The sequence below is a fragment of the Ectobacillus panaciterrae DSM 19096 genome (genome assembly GCF_000430785.1).
Classification (GTDB): domain Bacteria; phylum Bacillota; class Bacilli; order Bacillales; family Bacillaceae_G; genus Ectobacillus; species Ectobacillus panaciterrae.
This window is the reverse complement of the sequence record NZ_AUMR01000032.1, coordinates 39,457-59,215: the sequence shown is the minus strand read 5'-3', so window position 1 is coordinate 59,215 and position 19,759 is coordinate 39,457. Positions and strand designations below refer to the sequence as shown.

The 19,759-nt window shown below is 42.9% G+C and carries 23 protein-coding genes; 3 read left to right on the top strand and 20 right to left on the bottom strand.

From position 1 onward, the window contains the following. Positions 1 to 27 precede the first annotated feature (27 nt). The 5 genes from H540_RS0109705 to H540_RS0109685 form a co-directional block, all read right to left on the bottom strand. A complete protein-coding gene (locus tag H540_RS0109705) occupies positions 28 to 1,056 on the bottom strand; it encodes an NAD(P)H-dependent glycerol-3-phosphate dehydrogenase (protein ID WP_028400476.1) in 1,029 nt (342 codons plus the stop codon). A gap of 19 nt (positions 1,057 to 1,075) precedes the next feature. After that, positions 1,076 to 2,383, bottom strand: coding sequence for a ribosome biogenesis GTPase Der (gene der / locus H540_RS0109700; protein WP_028400475.1), 1,308 nt, complete (start codon positions 2,381 to 2,383; stop codon positions 1,076 to 1,078). A gap of 117 nt (positions 2,384 to 2,500) precedes the next feature. Next, positions 2,501 to 2,689, bottom strand: a complete 189-nt coding sequence (locus tag H540_RS0109695) for a capping complex subunit for YIEGIA (protein ID WP_028400474.1) — start codon at positions 2,687 to 2,689, stop codon at positions 2,501 to 2,503. Continuing rightward, positions 2,686 to 3,576 carry a YIEGIA family protein gene (locus tag H540_RS0109690; RefSeq protein ID WP_028400473.1) on the bottom strand — a complete coding sequence of 297 codons (891 nt, stop codon included), beginning with the start codon at positions 3,574 to 3,576 and terminating at the stop codon, positions 2,686 to 2,688. The genes H540_RS0109695 and H540_RS0109690 overlap by 4 nt, the downstream gene beginning before the upstream one ends. Positions 3,577 to 3,582: 6 nt before the next feature. Continuing rightward, the gene (locus H540_RS0109685) at positions 3,583 to 4,176 is read right to left on the bottom strand and encodes a YphA family membrane protein (protein ID WP_081415083.1); all 594 of its coding nucleotides are present in this window, start codon (positions 4,174 to 4,176) and stop codon (positions 3,583 to 3,585) included. 114 nt (positions 4,177 to 4,290) lie between these two features. Here H540_RS0109685 and H540_RS31990 point away from each other — a divergent pair, with 114 nt between their 5' ends. Continuing rightward, on the top strand, positions 4,291 to 4,425 hold the full coding sequence (locus tag H540_RS31990) for a YpzI family protein (protein WP_081415082.1): 135 nt from the start codon (positions 4,291 to 4,293) through the stop codon (positions 4,423 to 4,425). A 203-nt stretch (positions 4,426 to 4,628) separates the two neighbouring features. On the opposite strand, the gene fni is transcribed toward H540_RS31990, so the two are convergent. The 4 genes from fni to H540_RS33785 all read right to left on the bottom strand — a co-directional run bounded on the left by fni (position 4,629) and on the right by H540_RS33785 (position 8,073). Next, positions 4,629 to 5,687 carry a type 2 isopentenyl-diphosphate Delta-isomerase gene (gene fni, locus H540_RS0109675; RefSeq protein WP_028400471.1) on the bottom strand — a complete coding sequence of 353 codons (1,059 nt, stop codon included), beginning with the start codon at positions 5,685 to 5,687 and terminating at the stop codon, positions 4,629 to 4,631. A 12-nt stretch (positions 5,688 to 5,699) separates the two neighbouring features. Then, a complete protein-coding gene (gene rpsA, locus H540_RS0109670; RefSeq protein WP_028400470.1) occupies positions 5,700 to 6,842 on the bottom strand; it encodes a 30S ribosomal protein S1 in 1,143 nt (380 codons plus the stop codon). Positions 6,843 to 7,096: 254 nt separating this feature from the next. Then, complete coding sequence (cmk, locus tag H540_RS0109665; protein ID WP_034670706.1) at positions 7,097 to 7,768, bottom strand: (d)CMP kinase; 672 nt, start codon at positions 7,766 to 7,768, stop codon at positions 7,097 to 7,099. Positions 7,769 to 7,899: 131 nt separating this feature from the next. Then, a complete protein-coding gene (locus H540_RS33785; RefSeq protein ID WP_162144530.1) occupies positions 7,900 to 8,073 on the bottom strand; it encodes a DUF5359 family protein in 174 nt (57 codons plus the stop codon). Between the two features lie 133 nt (positions 8,074 to 8,206). Here H540_RS33785 and H540_RS0109655 point away from each other — a divergent pair, with 133 nt between their 5' ends. Next, a complete protein-coding gene (locus tag H540_RS0109655) occupies positions 8,207 to 9,175 on the top strand; it encodes an asparaginase (protein ID WP_155890993.1) in 969 nt (322 codons plus the stop codon). A 23-nt stretch (positions 9,176 to 9,198) separates the two neighbouring features. Here the strand turns inward: H540_RS0109655 and H540_RS0109650 are convergent, their stop codons facing one another. The 11 genes from H540_RS0109650 to H540_RS0109600 all read right to left on the bottom strand — a co-directional run bounded on the left by H540_RS0109650 (position 9,199) and on the right by H540_RS0109600 (position 19,196). Continuing rightward, entirely contained in the window at positions 9,199 to 10,182 is a 984-nt protein-coding gene (locus H540_RS0109650) for a YpdA family putative bacillithiol disulfide reductase (RefSeq protein ID WP_028400467.1), read from the bottom strand. Between the two features lie 128 nt (positions 10,183 to 10,310). Continuing rightward, positions 10,311 to 10,841, bottom strand: a complete 531-nt coding sequence (locus H540_RS0109645) for a peptidoglycan recognition protein family protein (RefSeq protein ID WP_028400466.1) — start codon at positions 10,839 to 10,841, stop codon at positions 10,311 to 10,313. A gap of 70 nt (positions 10,842 to 10,911) precedes the next feature. Next, positions 10,912 to 11,133, bottom strand: a complete 222-nt coding sequence (locus H540_RS29370; protein WP_034670701.1) for a DUF3961 domain-containing protein — start codon at positions 11,131 to 11,133, stop codon at positions 10,912 to 10,914. Between the two features lie 143 nt (positions 11,134 to 11,276). Then, positions 11,277 to 12,554 carry an NAD-specific glutamate dehydrogenase gene (gudB, locus tag H540_RS0109635; protein ID WP_028400465.1) on the bottom strand — a complete coding sequence of 426 codons (1,278 nt, stop codon included), beginning with the start codon at positions 12,552 to 12,554 and terminating at the stop codon, positions 11,277 to 11,279. A gap of 207 nt (positions 12,555 to 12,761) precedes the next feature. After that, positions 12,762 to 13,367 (bottom strand): genetic competence negative regulator, encoded by a 606-nt coding sequence (locus tag H540_RS0109630; protein WP_028400464.1) that lies wholly within the window; start codon positions 13,365 to 13,367, stop codon positions 12,762 to 12,764. Positions 13,368 to 13,437: 70 nt separating this feature from the next. After that, positions 13,438 to 14,331, bottom strand: a complete 894-nt coding sequence (locus tag H540_RS0109625) for a MerR family transcriptional regulator (RefSeq protein ID WP_028400463.1) — start codon at positions 14,329 to 14,331, stop codon at positions 13,438 to 13,440. A 26-nt stretch (positions 14,332 to 14,357) separates the two neighbouring features. Further along, entirely contained in the window at positions 14,358 to 15,134 is a 777-nt protein-coding gene (locus H540_RS0109620; RefSeq protein WP_028400462.1) for a metallophosphoesterase, read from the bottom strand. Between the two features lie 456 nt (positions 15,135 to 15,590). Beyond that, positions 15,591 to 16,067, bottom strand: coding sequence for a LysM peptidoglycan-binding domain-containing protein (locus H540_RS0109615; RefSeq protein ID WP_028400461.1), 477 nt, complete (start codon positions 16,065 to 16,067; stop codon positions 15,591 to 15,593). Continuing rightward, the gene (locus tag H540_RS0109610; protein ID WP_028400460.1) at positions 16,054 to 16,638 is read right to left on the bottom strand and encodes a CPBP family intramembrane glutamic endopeptidase; all 585 of its coding nucleotides are present in this window, start codon (positions 16,636 to 16,638) and stop codon (positions 16,054 to 16,056) included. Before H540_RS0109610 ends, H540_RS0109615 begins: the two co-directional genes overlap by 14 nt. Continuing rightward, positions 16,631 to 18,163: a RecQ family ATP-dependent DNA helicase gene (locus tag H540_RS0109605; RefSeq protein ID WP_028400459.1), complete on the bottom strand. Its 1,533-nt coding sequence runs from the start codon at positions 18,161 to 18,163 to the stop codon at positions 16,631 to 16,633. The genes H540_RS0109610 and H540_RS0109605 overlap by 8 nt, the downstream gene beginning before the upstream one ends. Then, complete coding sequence (locus H540_RS0109600) at positions 18,153 to 19,196, bottom strand: YpbB family protein (RefSeq protein WP_028400458.1); 1,044 nt, start codon at positions 19,194 to 19,196, stop codon at positions 18,153 to 18,155. Before H540_RS0109600 ends, H540_RS0109605 begins: the two co-directional genes overlap by 11 nt. A 238-nt stretch (positions 19,197 to 19,434) precedes the next feature. Here H540_RS0109600 and H540_RS0109595 point away from each other — a divergent pair, with 238 nt between their 5' ends. Further along, the gene (locus tag H540_RS0109595; RefSeq protein ID WP_028400457.1) at positions 19,435 to 19,683 is read left to right on the top strand and encodes a ferredoxin; all 249 of its coding nucleotides are present in this window, start codon (positions 19,435 to 19,437) and stop codon (positions 19,681 to 19,683) included. Positions 19,684 to 19,759: the final 76 nt, after the last annotated feature.

The following is a 19,759-nucleotide window of genomic DNA, read 5'->3' as shown; positions in this document are numbered from 1 at the left end:
ACAAAAAAAAGAGAGGAAGCTCCTCTCTTATTCACCGGCTAAATTAGGTACAGTTTCCACTTCATGCTTGCGGACACGTCCCATGAGAAAATCAACCGCATTCTTCACGTCTTTTCCGTCAAACAGCACTTCATGCAAAGCTGTCGTAATTGGCATATCTACATTGATTTTTTGTGCTAACTGATAAGCTGCTTTCGTAGTGCGAACGCCTTCTACTACCATTCCCATGCTTTCTAACACTTCTTCAAGCGAATGGCCTCTGCCGAGCAGATTTCCTGCCCGCCAGTTTCGGCTGTGAACGCTCGTACACGTAACAATTAAATCGCCCATGCCTGTTAAACCGGCAAATGTCAGCGGATTGGCACCCATTTTTCTGCCGAGCCGCGCAATTTCAGCTAACCCCCGTGTCATAAGAGCAGCCTTCGCATTATCACCAAATCCTAATCCATCCGTCATGCCGGCTGCCAGCGCGATAATATTCTTCAGCGCTCCGCCCAGCTCTACCCCGATGATATCAGGATTTGTGTACACGCGAAAATATTGATTGATAAACAAGTCTTGTACCGCTTCAGCCGCCTGCATATTTTTAGAGGCGGAAGTAATCGTCGTCGGATAGCGAAGCGCCACTTCTTCGGCATGACTCGGACCGGAAAGCACTACCACATCGCGAAGCAAATGAGCAGGCACTTCCTCTTCGATCATTTCTGAAATACGCTTAGATGTATCCGGCTCAATCCCCTTGCTTGCATGAATGATCGTAACAGGTTTTGTCAGCAGGCTTTTCATGCTGCCGAGTACTTCGCGAATCGCTTTTGTAGGCACAACAAGCAAAATGTTTTCCGTATCTCTCAGCGCTTCCTCAAGCGATACATAAGCGACAATGTTTTCTGGCAAATCAATATCTGGAAGATAGCGTTTGTTCGTATGGTGTTCATTTATTTCATCCATCTGTTCTTGTCGATTTCCCCAAATGCGAACTTCATGACCGTTATCAGCCAAAACCATTGCCAGAGCCGTTCCCCAGCTTCCGGCTCCCACGACTGTAATTTTCTCCATCAAGTTACACCTTCTCCCGTCAGTCTCTCGCTCTTGCGATAATTTTAATAGGAGTTCCTACAAAGTTGAATGAATCGCGAATGCGGTTTTCAAGGAAACGCTCGTATGAAAAGTGCATAAGCTCCGGATCGTTTACAAACACAACAAACGTAGGCGGCTTAATAGCCACTTGTGTCGTATAATAAATCTTCAAGCGCTTGCCGTTGTGCGTCGGCGTCGGATTCATCGCAACCGCATCCATAATGATATCGTTGAGAACATTTGTTTGTACACGAAGCGTTTGATTTTCACTTACAGTATTAATCATTGGAGCAAGTGTGTGCGTCCGTTTTTTTGTTTTTGCAGATAAGAATACAATAGGTGCATAGTCTAAAAATTGGAAGTGAGCACGAATTTTTTCTTCGAACTCCTTCATTGTCTTCTCATCCTTTTCTACTGCATCCCATTTGTTTACTACGATGATAACGGCTCTTCCTGAATCGTGTGCATAGCCGGCAATTTTTTTATCTTGTTCAATGATTCCTTCTTCACCGTCTAAAACAACGAGGACGACATCGGATCGTTCAATCGCACGCAATGCACGAAGTACACTATATTTTTCGGTGCTCTCGTACACCTTCCCTCTTTTGCGCATACCGGCCGTATCAATAATGACATAATCTTGACCGTCTTTTGAATACGGCGTATCAACTGCGTCACGAGTTGTACCGGCAACATCGCTCACGATTACGCGTTCCTGGCCAAGCAAGGCGTTCACGAGAGAAGATTTTCCGACATTCGGACGTCCGATCAGGCAAAACTTAATCGTTTCTTCATCATAATCTTCTTCGGCATCGCTCGGAAAATGCTTTGCCACTTCATCAAGCAAATCGCCTAGACCCAAGCCGTGCGAGCCGGAAATCGGGAACGGTTCACCAAAGCCGAGTGCATAAAAATCATAAATTTGCTCTCGCATTTCCGGGTTATCTATTTTATTGACTGCCAAGACAACCGACTTTTTTGATTTGTATAAAATTTTCGCTACTTCCTCATCCGCAGCAGTTACGCCGTCGCGGCCGTTCGTTAAGAAAATAATTACATCAGCTTCATCAATTGCAACTTCTGCCTGTTGGCGGATTTGCGTTAAAAACGGCTCATCGCCAATATCAATTCCGCCCGTATCAATAAGGTTAAATTCACGATTCAGCCATTCACCGGAACTGTAAATCCGATCGCGCGTAACTCCGGGAATATCCTCTACGATGGAAATGCGTTCTCCGACAATGCGGTTAAAAATAGTGGACTTGCCCACGTTCGGACGTCCTACTATGGCTACTACAGGTTTCATTTATTTCATCCTTCCTATTCATCCATGGTATGTAAAAAAACCCTTCTTTCATTCAGAAGGGATTAGCGATTGTGAAAAAGTATGCCAGCTTCAAAACATTTCCCATTATATCATACTCTAGGAGTGTTTCACAATAATATATACGTTGTCTTGCAAGCGATGAGCAATTCCATCTAAAATCGCTTCTAAATTGCTTGCGACAAATTCCATTTCCTCAACAGATGAACATGTAAATAACGGGGCGCCTCCGGCAAACTTGCCAGCTTCTGTCGTAATCACAGCAAGTATAACTTTTTCAAGTATCATTTGCCTTTGCCCCCTTTGCCGGCTTCTGATGACATACGAATGGCATTTTCGAGCGTCGGCGCGTTACCAATTACTTGAATTGCTTTTTGTACGTCCTGTTCTTGCGGGAGCACAAACACGCCAACTCTGCCGTCGCTTATATCCAGCTTTGCAAGAGGAACAAGCGCAGGCGTTCCTGAGTCACGGAATACGCCTAGCCCAACCGAAACGTCATGTAAAATAGCTTGCCGCTGCCCCAAATTTGCCAGCGTAATTCTGGCATCAGCTGATTTTGGCGTTAACAAAAATCCCATTCCGTACTTTAATATCTCTTTCTGCCGTGCAGGTAATCCAATGTTCATAATATAGATATTATCAATATAGAGGCCGGCTCCTTCAAAGCGAAGCGGTACATTTTCAATATTCACCAAATCTTTTAAGTGGCTCCCTGACATAAGCTTTTTGGAAATAAGAAAGCTTACGAAAGCCGCTGTCAAACCGGCATATATGGAATTGAATCCCAAATACGCGAAGGTCGTAACAAAGGACGTAAAAATGACCAGATAATTGCGGCTTTCAAATACAAGCGCAATCCCTTCGATATACGTACTTCCCCTTGGCACAAGCTCATAGCCGTCCAACTGCTGCAGCGTGTTTCGCTCCATATTGCGCACGTCGCGAAATTGCGATGCAGCCAGCGTTAAGAAGGTGATAGCCGAAAAATCCTTTTTCATAATAGACGGAATGGCAACGGCCCCTAAAACGGCTGCAATGAATCCCATGGCGATATGAACGATTTTTCCGTGCAAACGCGTCGGATATTGCCGCGAGTCTGTGCGCAGCATAATAAGCCGCGTCAGCACCCCAGCCCCTACGCCGAGCAAAATGGGATATGTATAATGATTCATAAGTAATCACCCCTCCCTTACATGCTTTTGTTTAAACGGCTGGGCATATGAAAGTCTTTTTACGACAATATGAAGTACGCAAAGCGCTGCAACGGAACAAGCTATAACATCCAAAAAAGCGGGCGCCCCAATCTCGTTATGAAATCCGAAAGTTTGCAGTACAATGGCCAGCATCGCTTCTCCTTGCACAGCTCCTATACAAATGACAAAAATACGGTTAACAGGCTTTCTGATTAAAAGGAGCACAGCATATACTAAAACAGCGCTTAACAGCCACGTACGGTCCATCATAATCCAGACAGGATCGTACAGCTCTATCATATGAAATACGGCATACAGCATAGCAATGATTGCCGCACTCATAATTCCATACACGATTTGCCACCAACCGCTTCGCGATAACCCTAAAAAACATACTCCCATAATGGTTAAGTAGCTTACAGAAATCTGAAACATACCAATGAATACATATGTATGCGAGCCAATGATGATAAGCAAAATGCTCATAGCAGCAAACAAGCGCATACGATCTTTTTTCATCCAGAATGTCGCAATAATCCAACCGCACCAAGAAAAGAAATAAAAATAGCTTCCTTCCACGTTTCTACCTCCTATCTTTACCATTATGGGTACATTTTATGAGAAATAATCTTTCCCGGAGATTCGAATAGTTTTACCCGGAACAGAAACACTTGTAATAAGGAGGTGGGAACTATGGGTAAAGACCGCCAAGAACGAAAAATGAAACAATCTCGCCGCACAGAGTCCAATCGTGACCAATCATTGCAATATCCAGGAGCAACGGGTCTAGATACGCCAGAGCTGGCGCGCAAACAAAATCGTCATTAAGAACGAAAAGCGGAACCGGCTCGTTCAGCTCCGGAAGGCAGAGGTTCTCCACCTAAAAAGGCGCTTTTTGCCTTTGTGGGGGGAGGTTCTCTGACAGGAGGAGCTAGCCGGTGGAGCTGGACACCACGAACAGCGCAGCCGAATATGTAAACAAACATTCAAAAAATCTATACTTTCAATCGAAAAACGACGTAACCGTTTGGTTACGTCGTTTTTCTTAAGCTGAATATAGTTGTGTCGATTCCTCTTTGCGTCAACCAATGATAGGTTGAGCCGCTTATGACGAGAGGCGTTTGCTGCAGCTCTGAAATAGATTTTGCCCCGAGCGCGGTCATCATAAATCGCATGTCTTCATGAATCAGTTCAATTTCCTGAAGCAGCTTTTCCATGCCATGCTCCATGTAAAGTTTCAGGAAGTGCCCTGCAAAAGCAACTGCAGAAGCACCGAGCGCGAGTGCCTTCACAGCTTCTAACGCAGTCTGCATACCGCCTGAAGCGATAAAGGATACGTTGTGTGCAGCACTTATCCCTTCTGCCAAAGAAGCAGCAGTTGGAATGCCCCAGTTGTTGAAATAAGTCAGCATACGCTGACGCCGCTCATTTTCAATATCCGCGAAGTTCGTGCCGCCAAACCCTCCGATATCGATGATGAAAACTCCGATATCGCGAAGTTTTTGAACTGTCTCCTTGCTCATGCCAAAGCCGACTTCCTTGACAATAACAGGTACGCCGCACTGTTTTACGATTTGTTCGATACGGCGAAGCGCGTCTGTAAAGTCCCGGTCTCCTTCCGGCATCGTCAGCTCTTGAATGACATTTAAATGAATTTGGATCGCGTTTGCTTCCAGCATCGAAATTGCACGTTTTGCTTGCTCTACAGTTGCCTCGCTGCCAAGATTGGCAAATACAGCCCCATCCGGATTTACTTTTCTTACAATTCGGTAAGAACGTTCTTCTGTTTCATCCTTTAAAGCTGCCATTTGCGACCCTACAGCCATAGCAATACCAGTATGCTTTGCCGCTTCTGCCAGCGCTCCGTTAATTCGTTCTGTGGCGTCTCCGCCTCCCCCGGTCATCGCGTTGATGAAAATAGGCGAACTTAAGGAAAGTTCGCCTATTTTCGTGCGTAATGAAACATCCGCGCACGCTATATTTGGTAAACTTTGATGAACAAATGCAATATCATCAAATCCGTGTGATCGGGACTGACCGGTGGAAAGAGCGTATTGTATGTGATCAATCTTACGTTGTGCTCTTGTCACAGTTATCCCCCATTATTTTTTAAGCTTTTTCAACTGTTCTCCAATAATATCGCCGAGTTGGAATGTAGCATTGTCAGCAGACGGCTGATATTTGCTGTAGTCTTCCTTCACTTCCGGCTCTTCTTCCAGCGCATCCTTCATGCTCAAAGAAATTCGTTTTTCTTTCGCATTCACTTCCAACACCTTCACTTGAACCGTTTGACCTACTTCCAGTACTTCGCTTGGATTTTTCACATGGCGATTGGCAATTTGAGATACGTGAACCAATCCTTCCACAGAAGGAATGATTTCTACAAATGCACCGAATGTCACCAGGCGCTTAACAGTTCCTTCTAATATATCTCCAACTTTTACCTTTTCCGCTGCACTGTCCCAAGGGCCCGGCTGTGCCGCTTTAATGGATAACGAAATGCGTCCTGTATCCGCATCGACAGAAAGAACCTTTACTTTAACAGATTGGCCTTCAGCCAACACGTCAGAAGGTTTTTCCACGCGTTCGTGAGAAATTTGAGAGATATGCACTAAGCCATCCACTCCGCCAATGTTTACGAACGCTCCAAAATCAGTAAGACGCTGTACAGTGCCTTCCACTACGTCACCTGCTTTTAGAGACAGAATTGCTTCCTTCTTCTTTGTTTCCATTTCTTCCTCTACCACTGCTTTATGAGAGAGAATCACGCGGTTTTTCTCGCGCTCAAGCTCTACAATTTTCACTTGAAATGTTTTCCCTTTATAATCAGTGAAATCTTCTACAAAATGTGTTTCCACTAGAGAAGCAGGAATGAAGCCGCGCACGCCAAGGTCCACAACAAGACCGCCGTTTACGATGTCCTTAACAGTTACATCGAAAGCTTCTCCAGCCTGGAATTTTGCATATAAATCTTCCCAAGCCTTTTCTGCATCTACAGCGCGTTTAGAAAGCACAAGATCATCATCCTCAAGCTTAATTACTTTTAACTGAAGCGTTTGACCTTCTTGTACTGCATCGCTTGCCTTTTCAATATGAACGTTAGCAAGTTCGCTGATAGGAATTACGCCTTCAGTTTTGTAGCCAACGTCTACAAGCACTTGTTTGTCTTCCACTTTTGTAACTTGTCCTGTTACGACATCGCCCACTTGCAATGCTGTAACTTCTTCATTCATTTTTTCAACCATGGAAATACCTCCCTATTAAAATGGCAAAGCATCTTTTATGTATATACGAAATGGGAATTTATTCCCATTTGCATGTTGGATCATCTGCTCTTGACGTCCTTTATTCTTCATTTTTTCACTTCTGTGCGACAGACGGCTAAAATATGGCAGACTATTTCAAAAATATCTTTCTTTTACTAACTTCTAACAAATCACAACATTTGTCAAGTAAATTGTCTCTGTATAAAAATAAGGAAAGAGCCGCTGCTCCTCCCTTATTGTGTTAATTTTTCTGCTGCAATATCCATAATCTTTTTTACGACTTCTTCAATAGAAAGAGATGTTGTATCAAGCTCAATTGCATCGTCTGCTTTTTTCAGGGGAGCGACTTCGCGTTCTGAATCCAATTTGTCACGCTGTGCAATTTCTTCCTGCAGCTTCTCTATATTAGACGAAAATCCTTTTGAAACGTTCTCGGCATGTCTTCTTTGCGCACGTTCTTCTACGGATGCAAGGAGGAATATTTTCACTTCTGCATTCGGCATAACATGCGTGCCGATGTCGCGTCCGTCCATAACAACTCCTCCACTTTCCCCAAGGAGCTGCTGACGGCGCACCATTTCTTCGCGGACGAGACGGTGCTTTGCCGCAACGGAAACGCTGTTTGTCACTTCCGGCGTACGGATTACATCTGTCACATCTTCTCCGTTCAAAAAGACACGCTGTACTTCTCCATTTTGAAATTCAATTTTGATATCTTTTAAAACGGCAGCCATTTCATTCTCATTATTTAAATCAATTCCTGCGTTTTGCGCCGCATACGTAAGCGTGCGGTACATAGCGCCTGTATCAATATATACGTATGCCAATTTTTTTGCGATAAGCTTTGCAACCGTACTCTTTCCAGCAGCAGCCGGTCCGTCGATAGCGATAGAAATTTTCTTCATGCGGATCACCTCATTTTAAAATAGAAGGAGACATAACGAAAAGCAGGTGCGCTCCCTGCTTTTGTATGCCTTCTATTTCACTTAAAGTCTGAAACTATTGTAGCACAACTGGTTGAGGAAGCAAGCTAAAACTACTTCCCTGTTTCTAAAATGTTTGTCAGAACTCCTTTTGTAACACCTTCATAATACACCACTTTAGACAAATAGCGCGCGACAGGCTCTTGTGTCAGTAAAGCCTGTGCCAGTAAAAGAAAAATAAATTGCATGACGATAAGCTTAATAAGGATTTCTTCCGTTCTTTTCATCGCTTCCGCCTCCTTTATCTTCCATTTTGAAAAAGAAACGCTGATTTTATTCATCTGCCAATAGTTTTTCATTGTAGAATCTCTAATCCTCATGATATTGTCGTATTGTATTGCTAGGAAAGGCGGGAAGACATTGAAAAAAATTCTTATATTGCATACAGGCGGAACGATCGCTATGGAAGAAGATCAAGATACGGGCTTTGTAAAACCGCAAGGCAATAATCCGCTTCTTAAATTCATTCCGCCTTCAAACGAAATAGACTTGTTAGTTGAAGATGTATTTCATCTTCCTTCTCCGCATATGACGCCAAAGGAAATGCTCGTGCTGCAGCAGTTGATTCATTCGAAAATACAGCAGGACAACATTGATGGAGTCGTAATTACACATGGCACAGACACGCTAGAGGAAACGGCATACTTTTTAGATTTAACTGTTCGCTCTAACATTCCAGTCGTTGTAACAGGCGCAATGCGTTCAAGCAATGAGCTCGGTTCAGACGGTTTATATAATTTCCTTTCTGCCGTGAAAGTGGCAAGCAGCGCTGAAGCAAAGGGCAAGGGAGTTCTTGTCGTGTTAAATGATGAAATTCATTGTGCTACGAACGTGACGAAGACACATACGAGCAACGTTGCTACCTTCCAAAGCCCTCAATATGGTCCGATCGGTCTCGTAACAAAACGCGGGGTCGTTTTTCATCAAGCTATTCTGCACCGGGAAAGCTATCGCGTCGAAAACGTCACGAAAAATGTACTGCTTCTAAAAGCATATGCAGGTATGGACGGGACATTATTAACAGCTATAGAAGCTTTGCCGGTGGACGGACTCGTAATCGAAGCATTGGGTCAAGGCAACTTGCCTCCGAAAACGGTCCCGGCTATACAACGGCTCATTGGCAAAGGCGTTCCTGTCGTTCTCGTTTCCCGTTGCTTCAACGGAATTGTACAGGATGTATACTCTTATGAGGGCGGCGGCAAACAATTAAAAGAAATGGGCGCCATATTTACAAACGGCTTAAGCGGACAAAAAGCACGAATCAAACTTCTGGTCGCATTAGAGGTTTCTCAAAACACAAACCACATTCAAAATATGTTTCAAAATTAAAAGGAGAGGGCAATCCCCTCTCCTTACTTGCATTCACGCGCCGCAATAGCCTGAGCAATGGCATCACCGTGAAATCTGCCGTTCTCAATAAAAATTTCATTTGCGTTATTGCCAGCTGCAATGACCCCTGCAATGAAAATCCCTTCTGCATTCGTTTCCATTGTTTCTTCGTTGTATAGCGGGCGGCCTGTTTCCGGGTCAATTTCCGCGCCCATGCGTTTCAAAAAGCTATGATCGGGATGATACCCTGTCATGGCAAACACAAAATCATTTGCAATGGCCGTTTCTTTTTCGCCTGCTGTATAAGTCAGCGTATGCTCTGTTATTTCCTTCACATGCGACTCGAAAACCATGGCAATGGTTCCGTTTCGGACCAACACATCAAATTCAGGCAGAATCCACGGCTTTACGCTCTTTGAGTACTCTGCTCCGCGATACAATACCGTTACGCGTGCTCCTGCCTTTACAAGCTCAAGAGCTGCATCTACACTGGAGTTTTTGCCGCCGATAACAGCGACATCCCGGTCAAAATACGGATGCGCCTCTTTAAAGTAGTGAGATACCTTCGAGAGCTCTTCTCCAGGTACGTTCATATAGTTCGGGCTGTCATAATACCCTGTTGCTAAAACGATGTATTTTGCTCTATATTCTTTCTTTACACCATCGCTTTTCGTTGTGCGGACTAAGAAAGCACCGTTATCTTTTACTGCTTCGTCTACTTTTTCAAACGGATGAATGCGCAGCTGCTTTCGCTTCGTCACTTCCCGATAATATGCCAACGCCTGATTGCGTACCGGCTTGCGATTTTCCGTGATGAACGGCACACCGCCGATTTCCAGCTTTTCGCTTGATGAGAAAAAGGTTTGATGTGTCGGATAATGATAAATGGCATTCACGATATTGCCTTTTTCTATTACGAGTGCGTCGATTCCTGCATTTTGCAAAGCAATTGCTGCCGCTAATCCGCATGGACCTCCGCCTACAATAATTACTTGTTCTTCTTGCATATTCATTCACTCCCCACACTTTAACACCGAATTTTATTATTACACGAAATATATAATCTGTCCAAAAAGAAAAAACCTACTTCTAGAGTAGGCATTCATTCGTATTGTATTCATTTCATGTAAGAATGTCATCTCAGCGATACATACATGCGGTAAACATCGGCCAAAAACTGTTGAAAGGAAATACCTTGACGCTTTAACACTTGAAGAGGATCGATCTTTCGCTTCGGATCCAATAGTTTATGAGAGGTAATATCCTTCTTTGGGTTTAACCCGTAAAGTTGACATAAATAGGCGTGATACCAAGTAAAGCGCGTATAAGCATTCCAAAAATTAATGTTTCCTCCGTAGCAAAGCTCTACCCCGATCGCAGCGCTGTTTGCGTTGTAACCGTATATTTCATTGTCTTTTGGAACGCTGTACCGAACGTGGTAAGCAACTTCATCGAGCGGAATGATTTCAATGATACGCTTATCATCAATAAATGTATGCGCTGATGATTTAGGCTGATTCGTTTGAAAAAAGTTACGGTTTCCGATTGCGGTGCTTCCGGGATTTCCCGTATCGTGACTGACGATGAATCTTCTTTTCGGCACCTTAATGCCGGGACGGGAATTACCATGCGAAATATAATTTCTCTCTATAGGGAATCTTGCCATTTTGCATCCTCTCCGCTGTTCGTATTCCCTATATATGTATTCCGTTCTCCTTCTTCTGTAGAAGCATAAATTATTTGTACAGCAAGTCCATAACATTAGATATGAGCATTATAAAAAATAAAATACTGAATGAAATGCCGTAAAAACCGAAAAACCAAATTTTATCATCCGTTGTTTCCAAATCAAAAAACTCATTTATCCGGTGCCAAATCGAACGGACCGCAACCTTCTTTTTATTTTCCTGTGCAAGCGGTGCAGGTAAAGCAAACGGTTCATCCCATGCAGCTTTCATACTATTTTCCCCCTTTTACTTTCGATCGTTCATCTATAGAAAGTATAGCATGAAAACATAAACCGAACAAGTGTTCTTTTTTATTTTTTTACAGCTTTTTTTATAAAAAAATGCGATTTCCTAATCAGGAAATCGCATTTTTCTTATACCCAACCTCTGAAACGGCTCGCTTCTGCCATTTTACGCACACCAACCATATATGCCGCTAAGCGCATATTCACTTTGCGGACTTGCGCTGTTTCGTAAATAGAGTCAAAGGATTTTACCATTACCTTTTCTAAACGCTGCTCCACTTCTTCCTCTGTCCAGTAATAACCTTGGTTATTCTGCACCCATTCGAAGTAGGAAACCGTAACGCCTCCAGCACTTGCCAAAACATCCGGAACGAGAAGGATACCGCGCTCTGTCAGGATTTTAGTTGCTTCTAATGTTGTCGGGCCGTTCGCAGCCTCTACAACAATTTTCGCTTTAATATCTGCTGCATTTTTTTCGGTAATTTGGTTTTCAATCGCTGCCGGAACAAGAATGTCACATTCAAGCTCAAGCAGTTCTTTATTTGAGAGTGTATTTTCAAACAGTTTCGTAACTGTTCCGAAGCTATCGCGGCGATCCAGCAAGTAATCGATGTCCAATCCATTCGGATCGTGCAGCGCACCGTATGCATCGGAAATAGCGATTACTTTTGCGCCTGCATCATGCATAAACTTCGCTAAGAAGCTTCCTGCGTTTCCAAAGCCTTGAACAACAACGCGAGCACCTTTGATGTCAATGCCTTTTCTCTTCGCAGCTTCACGAATACAAATTGTTACCCCTTTTGCAGTTGCAGTTTCACGACCGTGAGATCCGCCCAGCACAAGAGGCTTTCCTGTAATAAAGCCCGGAGAGTTAAATTCATCGATACGGCTGTACTCGTCCATCATCCATGCCATAATCTGCGAGTTTGTAAATACGTCCGGTGCCGGAATATCCTTTGTCGGCCCTACAATTTGACTGATAGCCCGCACATATCCGCGGCTCAGTCTTTCTAATTCACGGAAGGACATTTCGCGCGGATCACAGATGATACCGCCTTTTCCTCCTCCGTATGGCAAATCCACAATACCGCACTTTAAGCTCATCCAGATAGAAAGGGCTTTCACTTCATTTTCCGTTACATTCGGATGGAAGCGAATTCCGCCTTTTGTCGGACCAACAGCGTCATTATGTTGAGCACGGTAGCCAGTAAAGATTTTTACAGTTCCATCGTCCATGCGAATCGGAATCTTTACTGTCATCATACGAATCGGTTCTTTTAATAGTTCGTATACCTCGTTAGGATAGCCTAGCTTCTCTAGTGCTTCTTTGATGACAACCTGTGTGGGCTTCAGTACATCTAAGTGTTCTTCCCGTTGTTGTGTGTGATCTCCCTTTTCGGCTACCATGATAAACCCCCTGTAATTTTCTTAAGTCTTATACATTGCTTAGTATACACTCTTAAAACCGGAATGCAATACAAAAAACAAAAGTTAGTTGTATTATTCTCCACTTTTTTGAAAACGATTGCAAGATTATTATAGTAGGTTTCTACCCTTTAGAAAAGAAAAATATATGATTTCTTTTTAGTTTTTATCGAGCGAAAAACCTCAACTTCAGTCAGTTGAGGTTTTTCCTGCTGCAAAATATTGATACAATTGTTCGATTGCCCGTTCTTTCATAAGCTCTTTTCCGTATTCCATCAAACGATAAATCGTAATTGTCGCGCTGTTTCCAAACTCCGCAAGCATTGCGATCAGCAGCTCGTTAGAGACGGCCGCTTCTTCTTCAAGCAGCAAATAGAAACGGTTCTCAAACGAATATAACTTTCCTCCGGTAACTCCTAAAGGATACAGCCGTTTTGCAAGCGAAATTACATCTTCAAAAGACGCAAATTCATACAGTATATCATCGCTTTCATCAAGCGTTACTTGCATCTCAATAAACTCATCGCTGAAGTCCTCATCGGTTTCAGCATCATGAAGCTCTTTTGTTACGATTACAATCATTCCTTGAGCCTGCAGCGAAAAAACTTCCACTGCAATCGGGCCGTCTGCTTCAAAGCCAAGCTCCTTGTTCGCCTCGTACATCATATCGCGAAACAGCTGCTGCACTTTTGGAGCATTCTGCCACAAGTCCTCTTTTGTAAGCCCACGTTCCAGCAAGTCGTCGAACGTTAAAAAGATTTTGATTTTGTTATAATTCAAACGTTCTAGCCTCATCTCTTAACCTCCTTACCTCAACCGTTGCATCTGTGGTTATTATATGAAAGATAAAATGGAAGGTTCTTCGTTACCCTTTTGCAACCCAGCGCTCCCATTGTTCTTTCGTATCACCTAATAAATACTCCTGCAGAGCCTCTTTTTCCTGTTCCGGCAAAAACTGAAATGCCGTTCCTCCAAGCCCTACTGAAAGATAATCATATTGCTCATGGAGACGATTTGCAAGTTTTATGGTCGGGACAACATTTTTTTGGAGCGTGCTGGCAAGAAAGACAAATTTTGGTCTCATCTCATCTATCACGATATCAAGATCCTTTTCATCAATGCTGGTCCCGAGATAAATAACCTGATATCCTTTACGCCGTAAATATATAGTAAAAATCAATAGGCCGAGTTCATGCGACTCTCCCGGGCCGCAAACGGCTATTACCTTTGGGAGAACGGTATTAACAGGCAGATTATGATAAATCATCCCGATGCGGGAACGCAAGAAGGATGTTGCATAACGCTCATGAGCGCTCGTAATTTTATGTTCCATCCAAAGATCCCCGATTTTAATGACCACCTTTGCCATAATGTCCATTGTAACTTTGTCTATAGAGAAAATGCTGAAGGCCTCGTTTAAATATTCATGTGCTTTTATCTCATCAAATTGCAGCAATGAATCTAAAATTGCTGCAATCAGCATTTCAGTTCGATTATCTTCTCGTTCTATCAGCTGTGTATTTAATTGACTGCTTTCAAGCAAACTCACAGCTTGACCAATTGTAAAGCCCTCGTTCACTTTAGACAGAAGCCACCTTAATATTTTAACATGTTCTTCTGTATAAAGGCGATGTCCTGCTTCATTTCTTTTTGGGGCAATAATTTGATAGCGCCTCTCCCAAGCCCGCAGCGTTCCCGGCTGAATGCTAAGCATGTTGGAGACTGCCTTAATGTTATACTTGCCTTTTGATGTTCCCATACCCTTTTCCCACCTTACGAGTATCGTTATAAATGATTTTTTAAAGTAATGATATGAGTCTGTGCCGGTGCACGAAAACGAAGCGGCACCACAGTTGTGCCATATCCGTTGCTCACAAACAATGTTGTATGCTCACGGCGGTACACACCGCCTTTTAAAAACCGCGTATGATGAAACATGCGGATTTGTCCGCCGTGGGTATGACCGCTCAGCACAAGAGAAATGCGCTCCTCATCTGTAAATTTACGAGTAATGCTCGGACTATGGCTTACTAAAATTCGAAACCCTTCCTCCTCGCAATCGCTAAGAGCTAAATCCAGCCGGTCCCGCCCCAGCCCTACATCATCCACCCCGAGAAGAATGAGCTTTTCTCCTTCTTCCGATTCAAATACCGCTCTTGTATTATCTAAAATTATGACTTTATGATCCAAAAGCAGCGCATCCAATTCATGATAATCTATTTCGTAATCATTATTTCCCCATACAAAATACAGAGGTCCGATTTCGCGCAGCAATTGAATATTGCGAGCGATCCTTTTTAAAGGCACACCACGCTCTGCTAAGTCCCCTCCGATGATTACAATATCCGCCTTTCCCTTTGCCTGTTCCACCAATGATTCGGCAACAGCTCTCTTATGAATATCGGAAATAAAAAAAATCCGAACCTCTCCAAACCCTTTCGGAAAATGCGGAAACGCAATCTCATGCTCAACAATCGTATTTCTTGTCGCTTCTGTATACATATAGAAAATAAATAAGCCGATAAATACCAGTACTATACATACTGCTAATAACCAAATCATACTATACCCCTTATAATATTGTTATACATTACTTATTACATAACCTATACAAATAATAACACATTATAGAAAAAAAGATAAAAACAAAGGTTAAGGAAAACTGGGCACGGGAGAAATCTGTACTGCTTTCGGCGGGCATAGTGCGCCTGCGAAGTCTATATACAAGTGAATAAAAAACCGTTTATAGTGGGGAGAGATCAAAAGACGTACAGAAGCGGTCAAACCTTTGTAGTGGTTCCTGCAAGGGTAAACCAGAGGCATACCACGCTCCCTTTTGGTTGCACATGTGTCGAAATTATCATTCACAAAAAGCGCAGGCGGCTCGTTCTTAGCTTTCCATAAGCAAAAAGCCCTTCAAACCGTTGTTTGAGGGCTTTAAAACATGCGAGCGGCACTCTCATATTCCCGAAGCTGTTATATCAGCTTTTACAATACGTCATAATGCATGTTCATCTGTTACTTTTTTATGGAAGAAGTCGCTGGAATTTTAAGAATTTGTCCCGGGGTGATATCCTTATCCCCCATTTTATTATATTTACGAAGAAGCTCTTCACCACCGCTGCCCAACGAGTATATATCCGCAATCTTTCTCAGAGTTTCCCCGTCCTGTACCTCATGGGATACATATGCATCCGTTTGCTGTTTCTGTCCTTTTGCCAGCTTTCGCTTTGCCGCAAAAATAATCTCTTCAAACTGCTTCGATTCAAATCGGCGGTGCTGTTCCGCTCGCTTTTTTTCTTCCAAGTAACGGTCCGTAACAAAATAAACGGCTACAGGAAGCAAAATAAATAAAACGACAAGCAAACGGACAAACCAATGCTTGATTTTAATTTTAGATTCTTTGCGCTCCCGTTCTTTATGCGTTTCGCTTCTTGGAGGCAGCTCAAGCTGCTCTTCCTCCTCAATCTCAGTCTGTATGCTAGACATCTTCATCTTTCGTCTCTCCCCGTAAATGCAATCCCATGATGAAATCCACTAAAAAATGCGCGAATATAGTAACCAGTAAATTTCCGGTCCAAGCAAATAAATAGCCGAAGGAAATACTGATTAAGAGTACAAATACAAATAAGAAGGGTTTTTTAATATAACGGATATGCAAGACCGCAAATAAGATGCTTGCATATCCCAGCCCAAAATGCGTTTGTATAATGCCGCGAAATAACAATTCTTCCGCAAAACCTATGAGCAGCGTAATTGCAGCCAAATGAGAAATACTGATTCCTCTGAAGATACGGTCATTTACCCCTCCGTCATCAAACCAGCTTTCCGGCAGCATCTTTATCGCTATATAATCTATAAATACAATTAAGAACGCGGCCGCTCCGCCGAGTCCCACGATGACAGCGGGCTCCCACTGAAATAAAGATACCATAGCAGAAAAGCGGCCAAACAGCCAATAGGACAGCACGCCGCTGACAAACAATATAATTCCTTGTGTAATATACAAATTCAGCCGAAGCTCGCGGTCTGTCATAGCGTTCAATTTTTCTTGCTGATTACTCATAGTCCCACCGTCTTTTCATCCCGAGCAGCAGCTGCAGCTCTGTCTTCCATTCATATACAGGCATGCTTTTCTCTTTTTGTATTTGCTTATAATCAGTAACATCAATTCCGCAAATATCACAGCAATTTTTCGGCTGCTTTTGCTTCTTGTCATGAAACAAGCGTAAAAAAGCTTCGCGCCGGCAGGTTAGTGTTTGCAGCCAATTGCGCATCGCCTGAAGTTTTTCATACTTATTGTTCAGCCGATCCAGCACTTTATCGTTTATAATTTGTTGTATTTCGGAACTTAAGGCAGATACGAGTATGCAGCCATCTTGCACGGCGCCCAGCTCTTCCAATTGATATCGTATAAAGCGCCAATGCTGCTCATGAAGTCCTGCCGCTATACCGATATATTCTGCATCAGCGAACGATATTGTATCACGCTGCAGAAGGCTCTTTTTTAATAAAGAGAAAAAATAAGCAACGCGTTTTTGATCTGGCAATTCATCTTGAATAATAGAAACAGGCAAATCATGGTCCGCTCCGCTCAGCAACAGAACAGCAATGCTGTCCTTGCCGTCCCGCCCTGCCCTGCCGATTTCCTGCAAATAGGATTCTATATTAGCAGGATAGTGAAAATGAATGACATATCTGACGTTTGATTTATTAATTCCCATGCCGAATGCACTCGTACAAGAGATAACGCGCAGCTGATTGTTAATAAATTGCTGTTGTATCAGCATGCGTTCCTCCTGCTCCATTCCCCCGTGATAATGCGAAACGCCTTCTACACCTTCTGCGCGCAAACCCTCCGCCAGCGCTTCTGACCAAAAACGGCTCGAACAATAAATAATGCCGGGTCCTTGCAGCTCTTTTACGTAAGAAAGAAGACGCATTTTCTTTTCCTCTAACGTATCTATTCCCTCTACTTGTATCGCAATATTAGGACGATCAATGGAATGAAAATGCAACGCAGTATCAGAAAGACCTAGACTGTCAATAATATCCTGCAAAATCTTCTTCGTCGCAGTAGCTGTTAAAGCAAGCACAGCTGGATTGCCCAATTGCCGGACGGCATGCTGCAGCTTTTGATAATCAGGACGAAAATCAAATCCCCACTGCGAAATGCAATGCGCCTCGTCTACTACAAATAAAGATACCTTTACCCGCTTAAGCGCTTGTAAAAAGAATGGAGATTGCAGCATTTCGGGCGAAGCAAATATAAATTTATAGGCTTCTATATTTCGCAGCACTTCTTTCTTCTCTTCCATTGTCCGGAAGCTATTGAAGGCAGCGACGCGCTTTTCCCCGATCAACCGCAGCTGATTCACTTGGTCTTCCATTAAAGACAGCAGCGGAGAAACGACGATAACCAACCCGTCCATTATGTATCCGGGAATTTGATAGCATACGGATTTTCCTCCGCCGGTCGGCAGCATCGCTACTACGTTTTTGCCGCTTAATAAATCTTGTATAATTTCTTTTTGACCAGCGCGAAACGCAGCATATCCAAACTTCTCATACAAAAGGTTCTCAAGCTTCATACGCTCCTCCTAACGCTGCCAGCACAAGCCGAATCGCAAAATAATTGATTTCTTCTCCAAGATGCTGCTTGAGAACGCGCAGCTTTCTCGTTTGCATACGCGAAATTGCTTCTTTTACTGTTTCAATTGTTTCTTGAGGTAAAAAGGAATCGATTGGAAAATCCGGCTCGTTCATAGCGATTTCAACAATATGGTCTTCAATGGTATTTCGTTTTAAACCGCGAATGGCGGCAATTTCATCCATGCTCTTCCCTTGCTTCCAATGCATATACGTTTTTTGTGTAGATATACTGAGTACATTTCTTATATCGGCAGCAGGCAGAATCATCTCTAACAGCGGGTATGTCCCTTGCTGTTTTGTAATTTCTTTTACGATAAAATGTACAGCTCCTAAAAAAAGAAGGTGAACATGAAAGGCATCTATCCTTAAGAACTGTGCCAACTGCATCTTTGTATAGCCGATTCGTTCGGCCCCGGTAAGGCGAAGCACGAACACAGTCGCTTCCTGTTCTGTCACTTGCAGCAGGATTCCTTCGGATTCTCTATACAGCATGTCCCTGAGTTGCTCACGCGAATAGGGAAAAGCTAATAGAAATCGCTTTACCCAAGCTGTAACCTCCAGCTCTTGCTGGACGGGGAGGAATGAAGAACGCTCTTGCAAATGTGACACTGTTTGTACAAGAAGCGCCAGCCGCTTCCAAATCCATTCTCCCAGCTCTCCATATTGCAAACCGTGCAAATGCTTAGGAAACTGGTGATGCTTCAATTCCTCTTCTCCTGCATTTGTGAGAATATATGTATTTTCCTGTATTTGCTTAATCCAATTTTCGGTTAATAATACGTTAATTTGCTCATCATATATTTGTCGATCCAGTTTTTTATAAACGCCAAACAGAAAGGATAAATGATAAATCGTTCCATCTTGTAGTGTTTGCGAAGAACGCTTCCCTTTTAATAAATGATACACAGAAGCTGATGTTCGCTCACCATTTATCTGTTTTAAACCGTACAGGATAACATGCAGCAGACGCAAAGCCAATCTCACTCCTCTCTTTTAGCTTATTCTATTGTACCAAAAGAATAGGAATATGGTCATTTTGAAAATCGTGAGGACATTGTGCGAAAATGATTGACATATCTAATTGATAAGTATTATCATTATACTTTTATATTGAAAAGTTGGAGAAACCGTTTTACAATAAGGTTAGAATTTTCTTTCATTAGGTAATTTAATCTAATGGATATACATATTTATTGGGAGGTATATAGTTATGCCAAAGTACACAATTGTTGACAAAGATACTTGCATCGCGTGCGGTGCGTGCGGAGCTGCTGCACCAGACATTTATGATTATGATGATGAAGGCATTGCATTCGTAACACTTGACGATAACCAAGGTATCGTAGAAGTTCCAGATGTATTAATCGACGATATGATGGATGCATTTGAAGGCTGCCCTACTGATTCCATCAAAGTAGCTGACGAAGCATTCGACGGCGACGCATTAAAATTCGAATAGTATATAAAAAACGTTATTCCCAAGGGGAATAACGTTTTTTAGTGCGATATTTACTGTGAATAAGAAAGATATATAC